This window comes from Natrinema sp. CRL1 (genome assembly GCF_059162405.1).
Window position 1 is genome coordinate 617,057 of sequence record NZ_JBLVOY010000002.1, and the last position, 15,631, is coordinate 632,687.

The following is a 15,631-nucleotide window of genomic DNA, read 5'->3' on the forward strand; positions in this document are numbered from 1 at the left end:
AATGGGACGACGCATTCAAGGACAACGACGCGGTCGCGGGACCTCCACGTTCCGTGCCCCGTCCCACCGCTACAAGGCGGAACTCGAACACAAGAACGAGGAAGAAGACGACGTTATCCGCGGTACGGTCGTCGACATCGAACACGACCCGGCCCGATCCGCGCCGATCGCCGCCGTCGAGTTCGAAGACGGGGATCAGCGACTGATCCTCGCGCCGGAAGGCATCACCGTCGGCGAGGAGCTACAGGTCGGTGTCAGCGCTGAGATCAAGCCCGGCAACACGCTCCCGCTCGCGGAGATTCCCGAAGGAGTGCCGGTCTGTAACGTCGAGGCCAACCAGGGCGACGGCGGCCGATTCGCTCGCGCCTCGGGGACTAACGCTGACCTGATCACGCACGACCGCAACGCGGCGGTCATCCAGCTTCCCAGCGGCGAGGTCAAGCGCCTCGATCCGCAGTGTCGCGCCACCATCGGCGTCGTCGCCGGCGGCGGCCGAACGGAGAAGCCGATGGTCAAGGCCGGCAACAAGTATCACAAGATGAAGGCTCGGGGCACCAAGTGGCCTCGCGTCCGCGGTGTCGCGATGAACGCCGTCGACCACCCGTTCGGTGGCGGCGGCCGACAGCACCCCGGCAAGCCAAAGTCCGTCTCGCGGGACGCCCCGCCGGGACGGAAGGTCGGTGACATCGCGTCCCGAAGCACCGGCCGAGGTGGAAACAAATGAGTCAGGAGTACCGAACCGGCCGTGAAGGTGAGTTCACCTACCGCGGCCACACGCTCGAGGAGCTGCAGGATCTGGAGCTCGACGAGGTTGTGGAACTGCTACCCGCACGACAGCGGCGAAGTATCCAGCGCGGTCTCTCCACCGAGAAGGAGAAGCTTCTCGAGGAGGCCCGCAACAAGGGCGAAGAAGAGACGGCGAACGACCCGATTCGAACGCACCTGCGGGATATGCCGATCCTGCCGGAATTCGTTGGCATGACCTTCGAGGTCTACAACGGACAGGCGTTCGAGCGCGTTCGCGTCGAACCCGAAATGATCGGCCACTACCTCGGCGAGTTCCGGCTCACCCGGACCTCCGTCGAGCACGGTCAGGCCGGTATCGGCGCGACCCGATCGTCGAAGTTCGTCCCACTGAAGTGATCATCGTATGGGAATCAACTACTCAGTCGACGCCGACCCCGACGCCACGGCGAAAGCCATGCTTCGGGAGCGTCATATGAGCAACAAGCACAGCAAGGAGGTCGCACGCGAGATCAAGGGCCGAACCGTCGGCGACGCGAAGGCCTACCTTCAGGACGTGATCGACGAGGTACAGTCGGTTCCGTTCAAGTCCCACAACGCCGGCGCGGGTCACCGCTCCGACGTCGACGGCTGGGACGCCGGCAAGTACCCGGAGAAGGTCTCCGGCGAGTTCCTCGATCTGCTCGAGAACGTCGAAGCCAACGCGGATCATCAGGGCTTCGACGGCGAGTCGATGGAGATCGTCCACGTCGCCGCCCACAAGGTCGGCGAGTCCGTGGGCCGCAAGCCCCGCGCGATGGGGCGAGCCTCCTCGTGGAACACGCCGCAGGTCGACGTCGAGATCGTCGTCGAAGAAGTCGACGAGGACGAAGCAGGTGATAGCTAATGGCTGACGAACACCAATTCATCGAGAACGGCCTGCAGCGGTCCCAGATCGACGAGTTCTTCCAAGAAGAGCTCGGCCGCGCAGGCTACGGTGGTATGGACGTCGCCAAGACGCCGATGGGAACCCAGATCGTCCTCAAGGCCGAAAAGCCCGGGATGGTTATCGGCAAAGGCGGCGAGAACATCCGGAAGGTCACGACGGCCCTCGAGGAGCGATTCAACCTCGAGGACCCTCAGATCGACGTCCAGGAGGTCGAAGAACCCGACCTCAACGCACGGATCGTCGCGGACCGACTGGCAAACGCACTCGAGCGCGGCTGGTACTTCCGAAAGGCCGGTCACACGACGATCGACCGAATCATGGAAGCTGGCGCGCTCGGCGCGGAGATCGTCCTCTCCGGGAAGGTCACCGGTGCGCGATCGCGCGTCGAGAAGTTCAACCGCGGCTACATCAAGCACAACGGCGAGCCCGCTGAAACGGTTGTCGACCACGGCCAGGGCGTCGCGGTCATGAAACTCGGCACCATCGGTGTCGACGTCAAGATCATCCCGCCGGGCGCGGAACTGCCCGACGACTTCGAGGTCAGCGAAGACATGGACCCCGAAGAGATCGTCCCCGACGCCGTCGAGGTCAACGAGGAAGGCGGCGTCGAGGAACTCCTCGAGGGCGAACCCGAGGACGCCGAGGCCGCTGATAGCGGTGCCGAGGCCGCGGCAGACGAAACCGTCGAGACCGAAGAGGATGCCGACCTCGACGAGGACGTCGTCGAGGAGGTCATCGAAGAAGAGGTCGAGGCTGACGCCGACGAGGAGTTCGACGAGGTCGAGGTCCCCGGCGGCGACGAAGACGTCGAAGAAGAACTCGAGGAACTCGAGGAAGACGTCGAAGCGGAAGCCGAGGAACTCGTCGAGGAGATGGAAGACGAGGAGACGGACGAAGCAGACGCAGACGAGGGAGGTGACGCCTGATGGCGATTCTCCACGTCGAAGAGATCCGCGACATGACTCCCGCCGAACGGGAAGAAGAACTCGAGGAACTCGAAACGGAACTGCTGAACGCCAAATCCGTCCTCGCCGCCGGTGGTGCTCCGGAGAATCCGGGCCGCATCGGTGAACTGGGCCGCACCATCGCGCGGATCAAGACGATCCAGCGAGAGGAAGGCGACCTGGACGACGAAGTCGCAGCGCAAGCGGAATAACGTACCCACACACAATGGCACTGACACCCGAGACCCTGCCGCGACACGAACTCAACGGACTCCCCGTCCGAGTCGTCGAGAGCGACGACTCCTCGCGGGTGGGTCTAGAGGGTCGCGTCGTCATCGAGACGACGAAGACCCTGTCGATAGAGGTTCGGACGGACGGCGAGTCTCGGGTCGTGATGGTGCCGAAGTCGGGCTCGGTATTCGAGTTCGCGATCACAGATGACGCCGCCGAGGACGAGAAGTCCTCGGGGACTGCGTCCAAACTGGCCAACACTGAACCCGCTAGGGGATCCGAGGATCGATCCTCACCCACGGCGGACCGAGCCGGCGGTGATGCCGCCGGCTGTCGCGACGACGGCCCTACGCGAGACCGCCGTCGCGCCGCTGGCGAAGACGTAGCCTACGTTACGGTCGATGGATCGCGGCTGCTCTCACGACCCGCCCGACGCACGGAAACGAGTGGTGACTCACCATGGCAATAGGACTAGACGTTGAAACCCCTCCGGAACCAGCAAACCCGGAGGAATACGACTACGAGAAGTGTCCGTTCTACGGCGAACTCTCCGTTCGAGGGCAGATCCTCGAGGGGACGGTCGTCTCGACGGACATGGACAAGACCGTAGTCGTCGAGCGAGAGTACGATGTGGCGGTCCCGAAGTACGACCGACACATGAAACGACGCTCGCGCATCCCGGCACACGTACCGGGCGTGCTCGAGCCGCTCTCGGTCGGTGACACGGTCAAGATCGCAGAGACCCGACCACTGTCGAAGACGAAATCGCACGTGGTCGTCGAAGTAACCGAAGAAGCGACCGCGGAGGACCTCGCCGAGCTCACGAATCAGGCCGAGCCTGAGCCGGAGCTTTCCGACGAGGACTTCGCCGCGGCCGAAGACGAGGGTGATCAGTGATGGAGGCAATGAAAGCCGACGTCACCCAGGGCCTGAAGAAAGGCTCCCTGGTCACGTGTGCCGACAACACCGGCGCACGCGAGCTCAAGGTCATCAGCGTTGCGGGCTACCACGGCACCAAGAACCGCCAGCCGAAGGCGGGGATCGGTGACAAGGTGACCGTCTCGGTCACTAAGGGTACCCCGGAGATGCGCCGACAGGTCCTCGAGGCCGTCGTCGTCCGCCAGCGGAAGTCGATCCGCCGGCCCGACGGCACCCGACTGAAGTTCGAGGACAACGCGGCGGTCATCATCGACGAGAACGAAGAGCCCCGCGGCACGGAGATCAAGGGGCCGATCGCCCGCGAAGTCGCAGAACGCTTCGGAGCAATCGCCAGCACGGCGACGATGATCGTATAGATATGACTGAACAACCACACAAACAGCGAATCCAGACGGAACGCGCGCCGCTGCACCAGCGACAGAAGCAGCTGCACGCGACGCTGTCCGACGAGCTCCGTGAGGAGTACGACACCCGTCGAACCCGCGTCAACGCGGGCGACACGGTCGAGGTCATGCGTGGCGACCACGCCGGCGAAGAAGCCGAGGTCATCCGCGCGATTCTCGAGGATGGAACCATCCACGTCGAGGACGTGACCGTCGAGACGGCCGACGGCGAGGAAGTGCCCCGGCCACTCGACCCGTCGAACGTCCGCATCACGGACCTCGACCTCGAGGACGAGCGTCGCGAGGCGCGTCTCGAAGGTGATAGCGAATGACGAAACACCAGAAACGACTATCGGTACCGAAGTCCTGGCCGGTCGAGCGAAAGACCGAGACCTTCACGGTCAAGGCCGACGCCGGTCCCCACGGCGAAGACGGCGTGCCGCTCGTCGTCCTCCTGCGGGACGTGCTCGGTTACGTGGACTCTCGGAAGGAAGCACGGTACGCCCTCTCGGAGGACTCGATCCTCATCAACGGCGACGCGATCAACGACGAACAGCGCCCGATCGGCATGTTCGACATCGTCGCGTTCCCCGAGCGAGGGGAGTACTACCGCGTCTTCCCCGACGAGGGCGGTCGGCTCGCGCTGACCGAAATTGACGAGGATGCGGCCCAGAGCCGCCTCGGCAAGATCACGGGCAAACAGCAAGTGTCGGGCGGCGACACCCAGCTGACGCTCCACGACGGGACGAACGTCATCGTCGACGACGACTACAGTCCGAAAGACTCGATCGTCATCGACAACGACGACAAGTCCGTCGTCGCACACTTCCCCTACGAGGAAGGCGCACTCGTGACGGCCGTCCGTGGAAACCACGGCGGCAAGGTCGGCGAGATCGACGCGATCGACGTTACCCCGGGCAGCGGCTCGAACAGCGTCGGCGTCTCGACCGACGACGGCGGCTTCGAAACCGTCGAAGAGTACGTCGTCGTCATCGACGAGAACTTCACCGGAGGTGACGACGAATGAGCAGCGAAAGCGACGCTAGCGCCGACTTCCACGAAATGCGCGAACCGCGCGTCGAGAAAGTCGTCGTCCACATGGGCGTCGGTCAAGGTGGCCGCGAACTCGGCAAAGCCGAGGACATCATCGAGGCAGTCACGGGTCAGGAAAGCGTCCGGACCCAGGCGAAGCGAACCGAACCGGACTTCGGTATTCGTCAGGGCGACCCGATCGGCGCGAAGGTCACCCTTCGCGACGAGGACGCCTACGAGTTCCTCGAGAAGTCGCTGCCGCTGACGAACATCTCGTCGGCGCAGTTCGACGACACGGGGAACTTCAGCTTCGGTGTCGAGGAACACACCGAGTTCCCCAGCCAGGAGTACGACCCGAACGTCGGGATCTACGGGCTGGACGTCACCGTTAACCTGGTTCGTCCGGGCTACCGCATCGCCAAGCGCGATAAGGCCACCCGTTCGATCCCCTCGAAGCACCGACTGACCCCCGAGGACGCCATCGGCTTCCTCGAGGCCAACTTCGACGTGACCGTGGAGGGCACGGACGATGAGTGAAAGCGAGACAGAAGAAAACGACCGCACGGGCGAGCACGCAGCAAAGCGAACGGGGCAGGCCGAGTCCTGCCAGCGCTGTGGCCGCGAGCAGGGACTTGTCGGGAAGTACGACATCAATCTCTGCCGGCAGTGCTTCCGCGAGATCGCCCGCGACATGGGATTCAGGAAGTACCGATAATATGACCGGGAACGATCCACTCAGCAACGCGCTCTCGGGACTCGATAACGCCGAGAGTGTGGGTCATCTTACCCACGAGGTAACGCCCGCTTCGAACGAGATCGGCAGCGTACTCGAGGTCTTCTACGACCGCGGGTACATCGACGGCTTCGAGTACGTCGACGACGGCAAAGCCGGTCAGTTCGAGGTCGAACTGAAAGGAGCGATCAACGAGTGCGGCCCCATCAAGCCCCGCTACGCTGCTGGCGCCGAAGACTTCGAGAAGTGGGAGAAGCGCTATCTCCCCGCTCGAGACTTCGGAGCCCTCGTCGTCACGACGAGCAGTGGCATCATGAGCCACTACGAAGCGCGCGACCAGGGTATTGGGGGCCAGGTGATCGCATACGTCTACTAATCATGCGAGTCGAACTGGAAATCCCCGAGAACGTATCCGTCGAGGTCGACCGTTTCGATGTGACCGTCGAGGGCCCGGAAGGCGCCGTTACGCGCCGTCTCTGGTACCCCGACGTGACCGTCGAAACCGACGACGATCAGGTGGTAATCGAGAGCGGTGCCGAGGACGCGAAGACGAATTCGACCGTCGGCACTTTCGAGAGCCACATCACCAACGCCTTCCACGGCGTGACCGAGGGCTGGGAGTACGAGATGGAAGTCTTCTACTCTCACTTCCCGATGCAGGTCCGCGTGGACGGCGACGATGTCGTCATCGAGAACTTCCTCGGCGAAAAGGCACCGCGACGAACGACTATCCACGGTGAGACTGAGGTTACCGTCGACGAGGAGCAGATCGTCCTCTCCGGCCCCAGCAAGGACGATGTCGGCCAGACGGCGGCCGACATCGAGCAGCTGACGAAGGTCAGCGGCAAGGACACCCGCGTCTTCCAGGACGGGGTCTACATCACCACCAAGCCCGCGAAAGGAGGTGCCTGATAGATGGCAGACGACCAATCGGACGACCCACAGGAACTCGAAGACATCAGCGGCGTCGGCGCGAGCAAGGCAGACGCGCTGCGCGATGCTGGCTTCGAGACCATTCAGGACGTCAAGGAAGCGGACCAGGACGACCTGGCCGAAGCCGAAGGCGTCGGGAACGCACTCGCCGCTCGTATCAAGGCCGACGTCGGTGACCTCGAGGTCACCGAGGAGACCGAGGCCGAGATCGAAGACGAAGGCGTCGACGAAGAAGCGGAACCCGACGAAGATGTCGAAACCGAACTGCAGCCCCGCGGGCTGACCGAAAAGACGCCCGACCTCTCCGAGGAAGAGGAGCGACTCCTTTCCCGTCGGAAGAGCGAGGGGAAACCGCAGTTCAACCGACAGGACTACCACAAGAAAAAGCGGACGCCCGAATCCTGGCGACGACCCCGCGGCCAGTTGTCCAAGCAGCGCCGCGGCGTCAAGGGTAAGGGGCCGAAAGTCCAGGCCGGCTTCCGAACGCCGAAAGCCGTCCGTGGCAAACACCCCAGCGGCTTCGAAGAGGTCTACGTCGAGAACACGGACGATCTCGAGGGCGTCGACGGCTCTCGAGAGGCGGTCCGAATCTCCTCTTCGGTCGGCGCGCGCAAGCGCGAACGAATCGAGGAGCTCGCCGAAGAGCAGGACGTTCGCGTCCTGAACCCAACCTACGAGGAAGTCGAGGTGGAATCCAATGACTGATCTGACCGCACAGAAGCGACTGGCAGCCGATGTCTTAGACGTCGGTCAGAACCGCGTCTGGCTCGATCCCGACGCCCAAGGCGACATCGCCGAAGCGATCACCCGCGACGAGATCCGTGAACTCGTCGACGAGGGTCGCATTCAGGCCGAAGACGCGAAGGGCAACTCTCGGGGCCGCGCCCGCGAACGGAACGCCAAGCGCGCCTACGGCCACCAGAACGGCCAGGGCAAGCGCCGCGGCAAGAAGGGCGCACGCCAAGACGAGAAAGACGAATGGCAGAACAAGATTCGAGCACAGCGACGGAAGCTGCGCGAACTCCGCGACAAGGGCGAACTCTCGCCCACGCAGTACCGCGAGCTCTACAAGAAGGCTGGCGGCGGGGAGTTCCGTAGCGTCCGGTACCTGTTGAACTACATCGACGAAAACTACGGTGACCAATAATGGCGACAGGACCACGATACAAAGTGCCGATGCGGCGTCGCCGTGAGGTCCGGACGGACTACCACCAGAGGTTGCGCCTGCTGAAATCGGGGAAGCCCCGCCTGGTTGCTCGCAAGAGCAACAAGCACACTACGGCGCAGCTGATCACTCCCGGACCTCAGGGAGACGAGACGCTCGCAAGCGCACATTCGAGCGATCTGGCGGAGTACGGCTGGGACGCACCCACGAGCAACATTTCCGCGGCGTATCTGACCGGCCTGCTGGCCGGCACACGTGCCGTCGAGGCAGGTCTCGAGGAAGCGGTCCTCGACATCGGTCTCAACACGGCCACGCCCGGCAACAAGGTGTTCGCGGTACAGGAAGGCGCAATCGACGCCGGCCTCGAGATCCCGCACAACGACAGCGTGCTCGCAGACTGGTCGCGCACCCGCGGCGAGCACATCGCCGAGTACGCAGAACAGCTCGACGAGCCGCTGTACAGCGGTGACTTCGACGCGACAGACCTCCCCGAACACTTCGACGAGGTACGAGAGGCGATTCTCGAATGAGTGGAAACAACTACAACGACAGCGGATGGGAACCCGTCACCCGTCTCGGTCGGAAGGTCCAAGAGGGCGAAATCGAGGACATGGAGACCGCCCTCAACTCGGGACTTCCGCTGAAGGAACCCGAACTCGTCGACCAGCTCCTTCCCGGACTGGAAGACGAAGTGCTGGACATCAACATGGTCCAGCGGATGACCGACTCTGGACGACGCGTGAAGTTCCGATGCGTCGTCGCCGTCGGTGACCGAAACGGATTCATCGGCTACGCCGAAGGCCGCGACGATCAGGTCGGGTCCGCCATCCAGAAGGCGATCGGTATCGCGAAGCTGAACATGATCCAGGTCCCCCGCGGTTCGGGATCCTGGGAGGACCGCTCGGACCGGCCACACTCGCTGACCCGACGGACGACCGGCAAAGCCGGCTCCGTCGAGGTCGAGCTCATCCCCGCCCCCGAAGGGCTGGGACTGGCTGCGAGTGACACCGTCCGTCACGTCCTCGAACTGGCCGGAATCGAAAACGCCTGGACCAAGAGCCACGGCAACACCCGAACGACGGTGAACCTGGCGAAAGCAACCTACAACGCTCTCGAGAACGCCTCGCAGTCGCGCCATCCGCGGCGGCGACCCGACCGAGAGCGAGCTGAGGTGAGCGAGTGATGAAGGCAATCGTTCAGATTCGCGGCGAAGTGAATCGACAGGAAGACGTCCAAGACACCCTGTCGATGCTCAACATCCACAACGTCAACCACTGTACGCTCGTTCCCGAGACCGACGCCTACGAGGGGATGATCGCGAAGGTCAACGACTACGTCGCCGTCGGCGAGCCCGACGCCGAGGTACTCGAGACCCTGCTCGCAAAGCGAGCCGAGCCCCTCGAGGGCAAGCAGTCGGATGTCGACGAGGAGTGGCTCGCCGATAACACGGCGTACGACGGCTTCGGCGATCTCGCCGAGGCCCTCCTCGCCGAGGAGACGACACTTCGTGACGAGGGACTGTCACCGACGCTTCGACTTCACCCACCGCGGGGAGGTCACGAGGGTATCAAGAAGCCGACCGTTGAGGGCGGCCAACTCGGAAAGCATACAACAGGGGAGATTAACGACCTCCTAGAATCGATGCGATAACAATGACGAGCAAAAAACGACGCCAGCGCGGATCGCGAACCCACAGCGGCGGTTCCCACAAGAACCGACGCGGTGCGGGCCACCGTGGTGGCCGCGGCCGTGCCGGGCGTAGCAAACACGAGTTCCACAACTACGAACCGAAGGGCAAACACGGCTTCAAGCGACCCCACGACATCCGTGAGGATGTCGCGGAGATCGACGTCCAGAAGCTAGACGAGGACGCGATCCTCTATGTCGCTGAGGACCTCGCCGAGGAGACCGACGGCGGCTATCGACTCGACGCACGCGATATCGTCGAGGACGGTCACGAGGTCGATAAGGTCAAGGTCCTCGGCTCCGGACAGGTCCGGAACACGCTCGAGATAACGGCGGACGCGTTCTCCGACGCCGCTCGCGAGAAACTCGAGGCTGCCGGCGGCGAGGCAGTCGTCTCGGAGCGAGGCCAGGAGGACGACGACGCCGACGACGACCAGGACGAGGAATAACATATGGGATGGAAGGAAGCCGCTGAACCGGTCCTAACGCGGATGCCAGCAGTGCGCCGTCCGGAGGGGCACGTCCCCTTTAAGCGGAAGCTGATGTGGACGGCGGGCATCCTCATGTTGTACTTCTTCCTGACGAACATCACGCTGTTCGGTCTGCAGTCCGGCCAGGCGACCGACCTCTTCGGCGAGTTCCGTGCGATCCTCGCCGGCTCTCAGGGGTCGGTGCTGCAGGTCGGTATCGGTCCGATCGTCACCGCGAGCATCGTCCTACAGCTGCTCGGCGGGGCGAACCTGCTCGGGCTCGACACTGACGACCCGCGGGATCAGGTTCTCTATCAGGGCCTCCAGAAGCTGCTGGTCGTCATGATGGTAATTCTGACCGGGCTCCCGATGGTGTTCGCCGGCGGCTTCCTGCCAGCCCAGCAGTCGTTGCAACTCGGCGGGTTCGCGCTCGATCAGACAGGCGTCCAGATGCTGATGTTCGCCCAGATCCTCATTGGCGGGATCCTCATCCTCTATATGGATGAGGTCGTCAGCAAGTGGGGCGTCGGCAGCGGGATTGGCCTGTTCATTATCGCCGGCGTGAGCCAGCGACTGGTCACCGGACTCGTCCAGCCCTCGCAGGGAGGGTTCTTCTTCGACTGGTACCGCATTCTGACGGGGCAAGTCGAAGTCGGCTCGCTCATCTCGACGAGCGGTCTGCAAACGCTGCTGATCAACGAGGGCCACATCATCGCCCTGCTGACGACCGTGCTGATCTTCGGGATCGTCGTCTACGCGGAGTCGGTCCGCGTCGAGATCCCGCTGAGCCACGCGCGGGTCAAGGGTGCTCGCGGTCGCTTCCCCGTGAAGCTCATCTACGCGAGCGTCCTGCCGATGATCCTCGTTCGCGCTGTGCAAGCAAACGTCCAGTTCATGGGCCAGATCATGAACAGCCAGTGGGCCGGCATGCCCAGTTGGCTTGGGACCTACTCGTCGCAGGGCCAACCGACCGGCGGGTTCTTCTACTACGTGGCCCCGATCTACTCGCCCGAGGACTGGATGTGGTTCAGTGCGAACGTCGCCCAAGAGTGGTGGCAAGTGATGATCCGGATCGGCATCGACGTCACCTTCATGGTCGTCGGTGGCGCAATCTTCGCCATCTTCTGGGTCGAGACCACCGATATGGGCCCCGAATCGACGGCAAAGCAGATCCAGAACTCCGGGATGCAGATCCCCGGCTTCCGACAGAACGTCGGCGTCATCGAGAAGGTCATGGAACGGTACATCCCGCAAGTGACCGTCATCGGCGGCGCACTGGTCGGCCTGCTCGCCGTCTGGGCGAACATGCTCGGTACCATCGGCGGTGTGAGCGGAACCGGTCTGCTACTGGCTGTCTCCATCACGTACAAGCTCTACGAGGAGATCGCCGAAGAGCAGATGATGGAAATGCATCCGATGATGCGCCAGATGTTCGGCGGCGAATAACGGCACCCATCACTCTCGGTTCTCCCTCGTTTGTCGTTTCGTGAGCGACTGCGCTCTCTATGGCGACCGCTGAGGCTGCACGACACATCGGTTTCGGTCGATCGACACCGTTCACTCCGTCTCCCGACCGTACAGTTTCGTCAGCGGCGTCGCCGTGACGCCGTGGACGACCACCGAACTCGCGATGACAAGAGTGACGGCACCCCAGATGAGCTCGGTGCCCAGTATGCGGTGAGCGACCGTCGCATAAAACAGCGCGGCGATACCGATGGGACCGAACCACCCCGCGAAGAGCGCGTCTCGAGTCCCCCCGATCGAGCGGACGGACCGGTGGAACACGATTAGCATCGGCACGCGTCGCAGGAGGAGTACGCCCGCCGCGAGCGCGATGCCTGCCCACCCGAGCGCAACCCACTGGGCGACCGGCAGCGTCAGGCCGAACAGAACGAAGATCGGGAAGGTAAACAGGCGAAGCACCGTCTCTTGGATCTTCTGCTCTTCCGTCTCGTCTGCTGCATCGGCGAACTGATTGAACAGCAGTCCGGCGACGAACGCTGCGAGGATGCCGTCGCTTCCCAGTAGTTTGACGCCACCCAGTATCGCAAGCGTAAGCGCGACGGTCACGCTGAGCAGCGACGTCTCCTCGAGAAAGTCGTGTTCGCGGGATTCGCGTTCGACCCAGCCAGCGGCCGCACCGACGGCCGCGCCGATCACGACGGCTGCGCCGACCTCCCAGAGCAGCGTCTCAAGCAGCCAGTCGACGAGCGCTCGCTCGGGCGGGTGCTCGAGGAGCAGGATCGGGAGGAAGACGAGCGGGTACGCGAGCCCGTCATTGGCCCCCGCTTCGGCCGAGAGGACGTTCCGTATCGGTGCCGGGATGTTTTGTTCGGCGGCGGTCCCCGTGACGATCGTGCCGGCGAGGACGGGATCAGTCGGCGTCACGATCGCGCCGATAAGTAGCCCGAGCCAGAGCGGCACGGCCAACAACACGGTAGCGAGCGCGCCGCTGACGAGCCACATCGCGACCATCCCGGGAACGAGGAGTGCGCTCATCGATCGGAGATGCTCCCGAAAGTACCGCTGTGGAAGCCGAAGCGCGGCGGCCATGACGGCGAGTCCAACCGTGATCCGTGCGAACTGCTCGATGATCGTGACCGGATCGCCCCAGTCGGAGAGACGGAGCAGGCCGAGTCCGAGCGGGCCGATGACGATTCCGAGGAGTACCGCAACCATCGGTTCGGAAAGGACGTACACCCGATTTCGCATCAGTCCGGCGACGAGACTCAAGATGACCGTCAGTCCGCCGATCGCGACGAGCGCAACGTTCAGGTCTTGCATACTCCCTTCTTCGACGGGGGTCGCCGACAAAGTCGCCGCGAGCTGCTGTTTACTTCGAGACCGGTCGCGCTCCGGCGCGCTCGCGAACGGCAGCGAGCCGACGAGCGACTTCACGCTGCGTGTGAGAGCCAACGAGGTGATCTTCGAGCGTTCGGTCGAGGGCGAGCGTCTCCCGGCAGATCGGACACTCGACCGGCAGCTTGAATGGCATATCCGCTCTCTCTGCCCGCCCGAGGGAAACCATTACCGGATGCATGTGCGTGGTTCGCCTCGAGACCGGTTTAGTGAGACCGGTCATCGATACGCCAGACAGTGCATCGCGACAGGTTCGGCGTCAGCTCTCAATACGTCGATTAGATTGACTGTCTCACAGAGCGAGCGGCAAAAAGATGGTTTTCGCGACCGTTGTAGCCCCGCTCGATGACCAACCAGCCAGCGGCCGACTGAAAGTTCGAGGCGGTGTTCGCGGACGTACTCGAGGCGGTTCCGGACGACCAGTTCGATCCCGAGCGGTTCGTCCCCGGCGTCGGGCCGCTGTCGGCGGACGTGATGCTCGTCGGCGAGGCACTCGGCGAACAGGAAGTCACACAGGGCGGGCCGATCGGCGGGGCTGCTACGTGACCACTCTCGTCGAGATATGCCCGCCGGAAAGCCGCGATCCGCATGTCGACGAGATCGAGGCGTGGTAGGCGGAGATACGTATCGAGGACGATATCGTGGATCAAACGTACTCGTGAGACAGAAAGAAGAACTCGAAAGAGACGGCGAGAGAACGGAGGCGATTCGACCCGACGCGGCCGGAAGTGACGAGAGAGCTACTGGATCGAGTACCCTGCCGCGAGGGTCAGCAGGAACACCATGAACACCGCAGTGAGCATCAGGTAGGTGATCGACCGGGGCTCGTCTTTCAGGTGCTGGAAGTAGCCGGCGATCAGCGAGACCTTGATGGCCGCGAGGACCATCGTGCCGCCGACTGCCACCTGATAGCTGAAGATTTCGGGGAAGTGGAAGAAGACGAACTTCCCTGTCGCTAATAGTATCAATGCCACGTAAATGAGGGTGTACGTCCGGATACTCGCCATTAGTGGGGAATGTGGGTGACGGATACTTATACCTTCCTCATACGACTTCCGTCGGTCGATCGGCGGCGAAGCGACACGTAGATGGATCGCCGGAACGAAGCGCCGACAATGAGTGAACGGTCGGCTCTCGCCCGCCGAACCGGTATCGTTCTCGCGCTCGCGTTCGTCGCCCTCGCCGCCGGTGCCGGCCTCGCCGCCGCGAGCAACGTCGCGTCCGGCCTCGCCGGCGGCAGCAGCGACGTGAGCGTTCCGACATGGCTCTATCTCGCAACCGGCGGCGGTGCCGTCGGTGCCTCGGCGCTATTGACGATGCTCGTCACCGATCGCGGGATCATCGGCACCTACCACGACCGCGCGCACGAGGCCTCCGTCGACCGGCTGCTGGCCGCCGGCTCGCTCCTGCTTGGCGCGATTGGGCTCCTCGGACTCGCGCTCATCTTCGCCGCCGGCATCGCCGGGCCGAACATCGGACTGGTCAGTGCGACTGTCCTCGTGACGTTCGTCGGCGGGCGCGCGCTGCTGACGATCGCCACCTACACCGTGGGAAACCCGTGGCCGGCGCTCAACCCGTGGCGGCGGATCGCATCGGCGCTTCCCAACGGCTACGAGGAGTACCCCTCGGCCTACAAATCCTGGCCCGCCGTGGTGGCGCTGTTGACGTTCGTCTGGCTCGAGGTCGTCGCCCCACTGACGTCGTCGCCGCGGGCGTTGCTTGCCATCCTCCTCATGTACTCGCTATTTACGCTCTCGAGTGCGGTCGTGTTTTCGCCGGAGACGTGGTTCCGACGCGGCGATCCCCTCTCGCTGTGGTTCCGGCTCTACGGGGCCGTCGCGCCGATTCAGCGGACCGACGACGGGTTCGAGCTCCGGTATCCGGGATCGCGGCTGGGCGAGGCAGATCTCGTTACCGACAACTCGCTCGTCGCCTTCGTACTCGCGTTGGTCTGGGAGCTGACCTACAGCGGCTTTATCGTCACGCCGATCGGCGTCCGGACCATCGAGGCGCTCGTCGGGATCGGACTGCCACCCGTACTCGTCTACCTGCTCTTGCTCGTCGGTGGCTTCGCCCTGTTCTGGAAGGTATACTGGCTCGCTATCGATCGGACCCGCGAGCGAGCCGAGACGTACCTCTCCCGCGAGTACCTCGGATTGAGGCTGGCCGCGCCGCTGCTCGCCATCGCGGCCGGCTATCACCTCGCACACTACGTCGGCTTCGGACTCTCGCTGTCGCCGGCGCTGTTCGACGCCATCGCGATGCCGTTGGACCCGCCGCCGAACCCGACTCGGTACGCGCTTCCGGGCTGGTTCGGCTACGTCGAGATCGCCGGCATCCTGCTCGGACACGTCCTCGCAGTGTGGGTCGCACACACCGTCTCGTTCGACCTGTTTCCCGGGAAACTCCAGGCGATCAGGAGCCAGTTCCCGCTCATCGTCGTCATGGTCTTCTTTACGATGGTGAGCCTGTATCTCGTCTCGCAGGGGACGATGGATCCGCCGTACGTCCCGAGCTAACCTGTTCCAGCCCGTCGAGGCTCGAGCGCTAACCGGCAAACACTTCCTCGCGCCGCCACAACGGT

At 63.6% G+C, this 15,631-nt stretch carries 25 protein-coding genes and 1 pseudogene; 23 read left to right on the forward strand and 3 right to left on the reverse strand.

The features are described 5' to 3' along the window. Position 1 precedes the first annotated feature (1 nt). Genes ACJYUO_RS08845 through secY form a run of 21 tightly spaced genes read left to right on the forward strand, consistent with a single transcriptional unit; the run spans position 2 to position 11,634 of the window. Complete coding sequence (locus tag ACJYUO_RS08845) at positions 2-724, forward strand: 50S ribosomal protein L2 (protein WP_494345024.1); 723 nt, start codon at positions 2-4, stop codon at positions 722-724. Beyond that, entirely contained in the window at positions 721-1,143 is a 423-nt protein-coding gene (locus ACJYUO_RS08850) for a 30S ribosomal protein S19 (RefSeq protein WP_494345025.1), read from the forward strand. The genes ACJYUO_RS08845 and ACJYUO_RS08850 overlap by 4 nt, the downstream gene beginning before the upstream one ends. Before the next feature lie 7 nt (positions 1,144-1,150). Continuing rightward, entirely contained in the window at positions 1,151-1,630 is a 480-nt protein-coding gene (locus ACJYUO_RS08855; protein ID WP_006430973.1) for a 50S ribosomal protein L22, read from the forward strand. Then, on the forward strand, positions 1,630-2,598 hold the full coding sequence (locus ACJYUO_RS08860; RefSeq protein ID WP_494345026.1) for a 30S ribosomal protein S3: 969 nt from the start codon (positions 1,630-1,632) through the stop codon (positions 2,596-2,598). Before ACJYUO_RS08855 ends, ACJYUO_RS08860 begins: the two co-directional genes overlap by 1 nt. Beyond that, positions 2,598-2,828, forward strand: coding sequence for a 50S ribosomal protein L29 (gene rpmC, locus ACJYUO_RS08865; RefSeq protein ID WP_494345027.1), 231 nt, complete (start codon positions 2,598-2,600; stop codon positions 2,826-2,828). Before ACJYUO_RS08860 ends, rpmC begins: the two co-directional genes overlap by 1 nt. Before the next feature lie 14 nt (positions 2,829-2,842). Then, the gene (locus ACJYUO_RS08870; RefSeq protein WP_494345028.1) at positions 2,843-3,316 is read left to right on the forward strand and encodes a ribonuclease P protein component 1; all 474 of its coding nucleotides are present in this window, start codon (positions 2,843-2,845) and stop codon (positions 3,314-3,316) included. After that, on the forward strand, positions 3,307-3,744 hold the full coding sequence (locus ACJYUO_RS08875; RefSeq protein WP_494345029.1) for a 30S ribosomal protein S17: 438 nt from the start codon (positions 3,307-3,309) through the stop codon (positions 3,742-3,744). Before ACJYUO_RS08870 ends, ACJYUO_RS08875 begins: the two co-directional genes overlap by 10 nt. Next, positions 3,744-4,142, forward strand: coding sequence for a 50S ribosomal protein L14 (locus ACJYUO_RS08880; protein ID WP_006180012.1), 399 nt, complete (start codon positions 3,744-3,746; stop codon positions 4,140-4,142). Before ACJYUO_RS08875 ends, ACJYUO_RS08880 begins: the two co-directional genes overlap by 1 nt. Before the next feature lie 2 nt (positions 4,143-4,144). Further along, the gene (gene rplX / locus ACJYUO_RS08885; protein WP_006430979.1) at positions 4,145-4,501 is read left to right on the forward strand and encodes a 50S ribosomal protein L24; all 357 of its coding nucleotides are present in this window, start codon (positions 4,145-4,147) and stop codon (positions 4,499-4,501) included. After that, a complete protein-coding gene (locus tag ACJYUO_RS08890) occupies positions 4,498-5,196 on the forward strand; it encodes a 30S ribosomal protein S4e (protein WP_494345030.1) in 699 nt (232 codons plus the stop codon). Before rplX ends, ACJYUO_RS08890 begins: the two co-directional genes overlap by 4 nt. Then, a complete protein-coding gene (locus tag ACJYUO_RS08895) occupies positions 5,193-5,738 on the forward strand; it encodes a 50S ribosomal protein L5 (protein WP_494345031.1) in 546 nt (181 codons plus the stop codon). The genes ACJYUO_RS08890 and ACJYUO_RS08895 overlap by 4 nt, the downstream gene beginning before the upstream one ends. Continuing rightward, positions 5,731-5,916, forward strand: a complete 186-nt coding sequence (locus ACJYUO_RS08900) for a 30S ribosomal protein S14 (RefSeq protein ID WP_006430983.1) — start codon at positions 5,731-5,733, stop codon at positions 5,914-5,916. Before ACJYUO_RS08895 ends, ACJYUO_RS08900 begins: the two co-directional genes overlap by 8 nt. Position 5,917: 1 nt before the next feature. After that, on the forward strand, positions 5,918-6,310 hold the full coding sequence (locus ACJYUO_RS08905) for a 30S ribosomal protein S8 (RefSeq protein ID WP_006430984.1): 393 nt from the start codon (positions 5,918-5,920) through the stop codon (positions 6,308-6,310). A 2-nt stretch (positions 6,311-6,312) separates the two neighbouring features. Beyond that, complete coding sequence (locus ACJYUO_RS08910; protein WP_006430985.1) at positions 6,313-6,846, forward strand: 50S ribosomal protein L6; 534 nt, start codon at positions 6,313-6,315, stop codon at positions 6,844-6,846. Positions 6,847-6,849: 3 nt separating this feature from the next. Next, positions 6,850-7,572, forward strand: coding sequence for a 50S ribosomal protein L32e (locus tag ACJYUO_RS08915; protein WP_494345032.1), 723 nt, complete (start codon positions 6,850-6,852; stop codon positions 7,570-7,572). Then, positions 7,565-8,014, forward strand: a complete 450-nt coding sequence (locus tag ACJYUO_RS08920; RefSeq protein WP_494345033.1) for a 50S ribosomal protein L19e — start codon at positions 7,565-7,567, stop codon at positions 8,012-8,014. Before ACJYUO_RS08915 ends, ACJYUO_RS08920 begins: the two co-directional genes overlap by 8 nt. Beyond that, the gene (locus tag ACJYUO_RS08925) at positions 8,014-8,562 is read left to right on the forward strand and encodes a 50S ribosomal protein L18 (protein ID WP_097378336.1); all 549 of its coding nucleotides are present in this window, start codon (positions 8,014-8,016) and stop codon (positions 8,560-8,562) included. The genes ACJYUO_RS08920 and ACJYUO_RS08925 overlap by 1 nt, the downstream gene beginning before the upstream one ends. Beyond that, positions 8,559-9,215, forward strand: coding sequence for a 30S ribosomal protein S5 (locus ACJYUO_RS08930; RefSeq protein ID WP_444719321.1), 657 nt, complete (start codon positions 8,559-8,561; stop codon positions 9,213-9,215). Before ACJYUO_RS08925 ends, ACJYUO_RS08930 begins: the two co-directional genes overlap by 4 nt. Further along, positions 9,215-9,682: a 50S ribosomal protein L30 gene (locus ACJYUO_RS08935; protein ID WP_138244168.1), complete on the forward strand. Its 468-nt coding sequence runs from the start codon at positions 9,215-9,217 to the stop codon at positions 9,680-9,682. Before ACJYUO_RS08930 ends, ACJYUO_RS08935 begins: the two co-directional genes overlap by 1 nt. A gap of 2 nt (positions 9,683-9,684) precedes the next feature. Beyond that, complete coding sequence (locus ACJYUO_RS08940) at positions 9,685-10,167, forward strand: uL15m family ribosomal protein (RefSeq protein ID WP_494345034.1); 483 nt, start codon at positions 9,685-9,687, stop codon at positions 10,165-10,167. 3 nt (positions 10,168-10,170) lie between these two features. Next, a complete protein-coding gene (secY, locus tag ACJYUO_RS08945) occupies positions 10,171-11,634 on the forward strand; it encodes a preprotein translocase subunit SecY (RefSeq protein ID WP_494345035.1) in 1,464 nt (487 codons plus the stop codon). Between the two features lie 111 nt (positions 11,635-11,745). Here the strand turns inward: secY and ACJYUO_RS08950 are convergent, their stop codons facing one another. Together ACJYUO_RS08950 and ACJYUO_RS08955 are read right to left on the reverse strand one after the other, a co-directional pair. Then, on the reverse strand, positions 11,746-12,972 hold the full coding sequence (locus ACJYUO_RS08950; protein WP_494345036.1) for a cation:proton antiporter domain-containing protein: 1,227 nt from the start codon (positions 12,970-12,972) through the stop codon (positions 11,746-11,748). Between the two features lie 49 nt (positions 12,973-13,021). Next, positions 13,022-13,183: a hypothetical protein gene (locus tag ACJYUO_RS08955; protein ID WP_494345037.1), complete on the reverse strand. Its 162-nt coding sequence runs from the start codon at positions 13,181-13,183 to the stop codon at positions 13,022-13,024. Positions 13,184-13,431: 248 nt separating this feature from the next. On the opposite strand from ACJYUO_RS08955, the pseudogene ACJYUO_RS08960 reads away from it, so the two are divergent. After that, positions 13,432-13,658: pseudogene (locus tag ACJYUO_RS08960) on the forward strand (uracil-DNA glycosylase family protein); the annotation flags it as partial. A 129-nt stretch (positions 13,659-13,787) separates the two neighbouring features. Here ACJYUO_RS08960 and ACJYUO_RS08965 read toward each other — a convergent pair. Next, the gene (locus ACJYUO_RS08965; RefSeq protein ID WP_494345038.1) at positions 13,788-14,054 is read right to left on the reverse strand and encodes a cytochrome C oxidase subunit IV family protein; all 267 of its coding nucleotides are present in this window, start codon (positions 14,052-14,054) and stop codon (positions 13,788-13,790) included. 108 nt (positions 14,055-14,162) lie between these two features. Between ACJYUO_RS08965 and ACJYUO_RS08970 the strand changes: the two genes are divergently transcribed. Further along, complete coding sequence (locus tag ACJYUO_RS08970; protein ID WP_494345039.1) at positions 14,163-15,566, forward strand: hypothetical protein; 1,404 nt, start codon at positions 14,163-14,165, stop codon at positions 15,564-15,566. The last annotated feature ends 65 nt before the right edge of the window (positions 15,567-15,631 follow it).

What these genes read in the sequence shown, in the direction of transcription:
- ACJYUO_RS08935 (WP_138244168.1), top strand. Translation starts at nt 9,215, where the DNA reads ATGAAGGCAATCGTTCAGATTCGCGGCGAAGTGAATCGACAGGAAGAC.
- ACJYUO_RS08920 (WP_494345033.1), top strand. Translation starts at nt 7,565, where the DNA reads ATGACTGATCTGACCGCACAGAAGCGACTGGCAGCCGATGTCTTAGAC.
- ACJYUO_RS08855 (WP_006430973.1), top strand. Translation starts at nt 1,151, where the DNA reads ATGGGAATCAACTACTCAGTCGACGCCGACCCCGACGCCACGGCGAAA.
- rplX (WP_006430979.1), top strand. Translation starts at nt 4,145, where the DNA reads ATGACTGAACAACCACACAAACAGCGAATCCAGACGGAACGCGCGCCG.
- ACJYUO_RS08880 (WP_006180012.1), top strand. Translation starts at nt 3,744, where the DNA reads ATGGAGGCAATGAAAGCCGACGTCACCCAGGGCCTGAAGAAAGGCTCC.
- ACJYUO_RS08910 (WP_006430985.1), top strand. Translation starts at nt 6,313, where the DNA reads ATGCGAGTCGAACTGGAAATCCCCGAGAACGTATCCGTCGAGGTCGAC.
- ACJYUO_RS08895 (WP_494345031.1), top strand. Translation starts at nt 5,193, where the DNA reads ATGAGCAGCGAAAGCGACGCTAGCGCCGACTTCCACGAAATGCGCGAA.
- ACJYUO_RS08915 (WP_494345032.1), top strand. Translation starts at nt 6,850, where the DNA reads ATGGCAGACGACCAATCGGACGACCCACAGGAACTCGAAGACATCAGC.
- ACJYUO_RS08870 (WP_494345028.1), top strand. Translation starts at nt 2,843, where the DNA reads ATGGCACTGACACCCGAGACCCTGCCGCGACACGAACTCAACGGACTC.
- ACJYUO_RS08890 (WP_494345030.1), top strand. Translation starts at nt 4,498, where the DNA reads ATGACGAAACACCAGAAACGACTATCGGTACCGAAGTCCTGGCCGGTC.
- ACJYUO_RS08965 (WP_494345038.1), bottom strand. Translation starts at nt 14,054, where the DNA reads ATGGCGAGTATCCGGACGTACACCCTCATTTACGTGGCATTGATACTA.
- ACJYUO_RS08850 (WP_494345025.1), top strand. Translation starts at nt 721, where the DNA reads ATGAGTCAGGAGTACCGAACCGGCCGTGAAGGTGAGTTCACCTACCGC.
- ACJYUO_RS08860 (WP_494345026.1), top strand. Translation starts at nt 1,630, where the DNA reads ATGGCTGACGAACACCAATTCATCGAGAACGGCCTGCAGCGGTCCCAG.
- ACJYUO_RS08875 (WP_494345029.1), top strand. Translation starts at nt 3,307, where the DNA reads ATGGCAATAGGACTAGACGTTGAAACCCCTCCGGAACCAGCAAACCCG.
- ACJYUO_RS08905 (WP_006430984.1), top strand. Translation starts at nt 5,918, where the DNA reads ATGACCGGGAACGATCCACTCAGCAACGCGCTCTCGGGACTCGATAAC.
- ACJYUO_RS08845 (WP_494345024.1), top strand. Translation starts at nt 2, where the DNA reads ATGGGACGACGCATTCAAGGACAACGACGCGGTCGCGGGACCTCCACG.
- ACJYUO_RS08930 (WP_444719321.1), top strand. Translation starts at nt 8,559, where the DNA reads ATGAGTGGAAACAACTACAACGACAGCGGATGGGAACCCGTCACCCGT.
- rpmC (WP_494345027.1), top strand. Translation starts at nt 2,598, where the DNA reads ATGGCGATTCTCCACGTCGAAGAGATCCGCGACATGACTCCCGCCGAA.
- ACJYUO_RS08940 (WP_494345034.1), top strand. Translation starts at nt 9,685, where the DNA reads ATGACGAGCAAAAAACGACGCCAGCGCGGATCGCGAACCCACAGCGGC.
- secY (WP_494345035.1), top strand. Translation starts at nt 10,171, where the DNA reads ATGGGATGGAAGGAAGCCGCTGAACCGGTCCTAACGCGGATGCCAGCA.
- ACJYUO_RS08955 (WP_494345037.1), bottom strand. Translation starts at nt 13,183, where the DNA reads ATGCCATTCAAGCTGCCGGTCGAGTGTCCGATCTGCCGGGAGACGCTC.
- ACJYUO_RS08925 (WP_097378336.1), top strand. Translation starts at nt 8,014, where the DNA reads ATGGCGACAGGACCACGATACAAAGTGCCGATGCGGCGTCGCCGTGAG.
- ACJYUO_RS08900 (WP_006430983.1), top strand. Translation starts at nt 5,731, where the DNA reads ATGAGTGAAAGCGAGACAGAAGAAAACGACCGCACGGGCGAGCACGCA.
- ACJYUO_RS08950 (WP_494345036.1), bottom strand. Translation starts at nt 12,972, where the DNA reads ATGCAAGACCTGAACGTTGCGCTCGTCGCGATCGGCGGACTGACGGTC.
- ACJYUO_RS08970 (WP_494345039.1), top strand. Translation starts at nt 14,163, where the DNA reads ATGAGTGAACGGTCGGCTCTCGCCCGCCGAACCGGTATCGTTCTCGCG.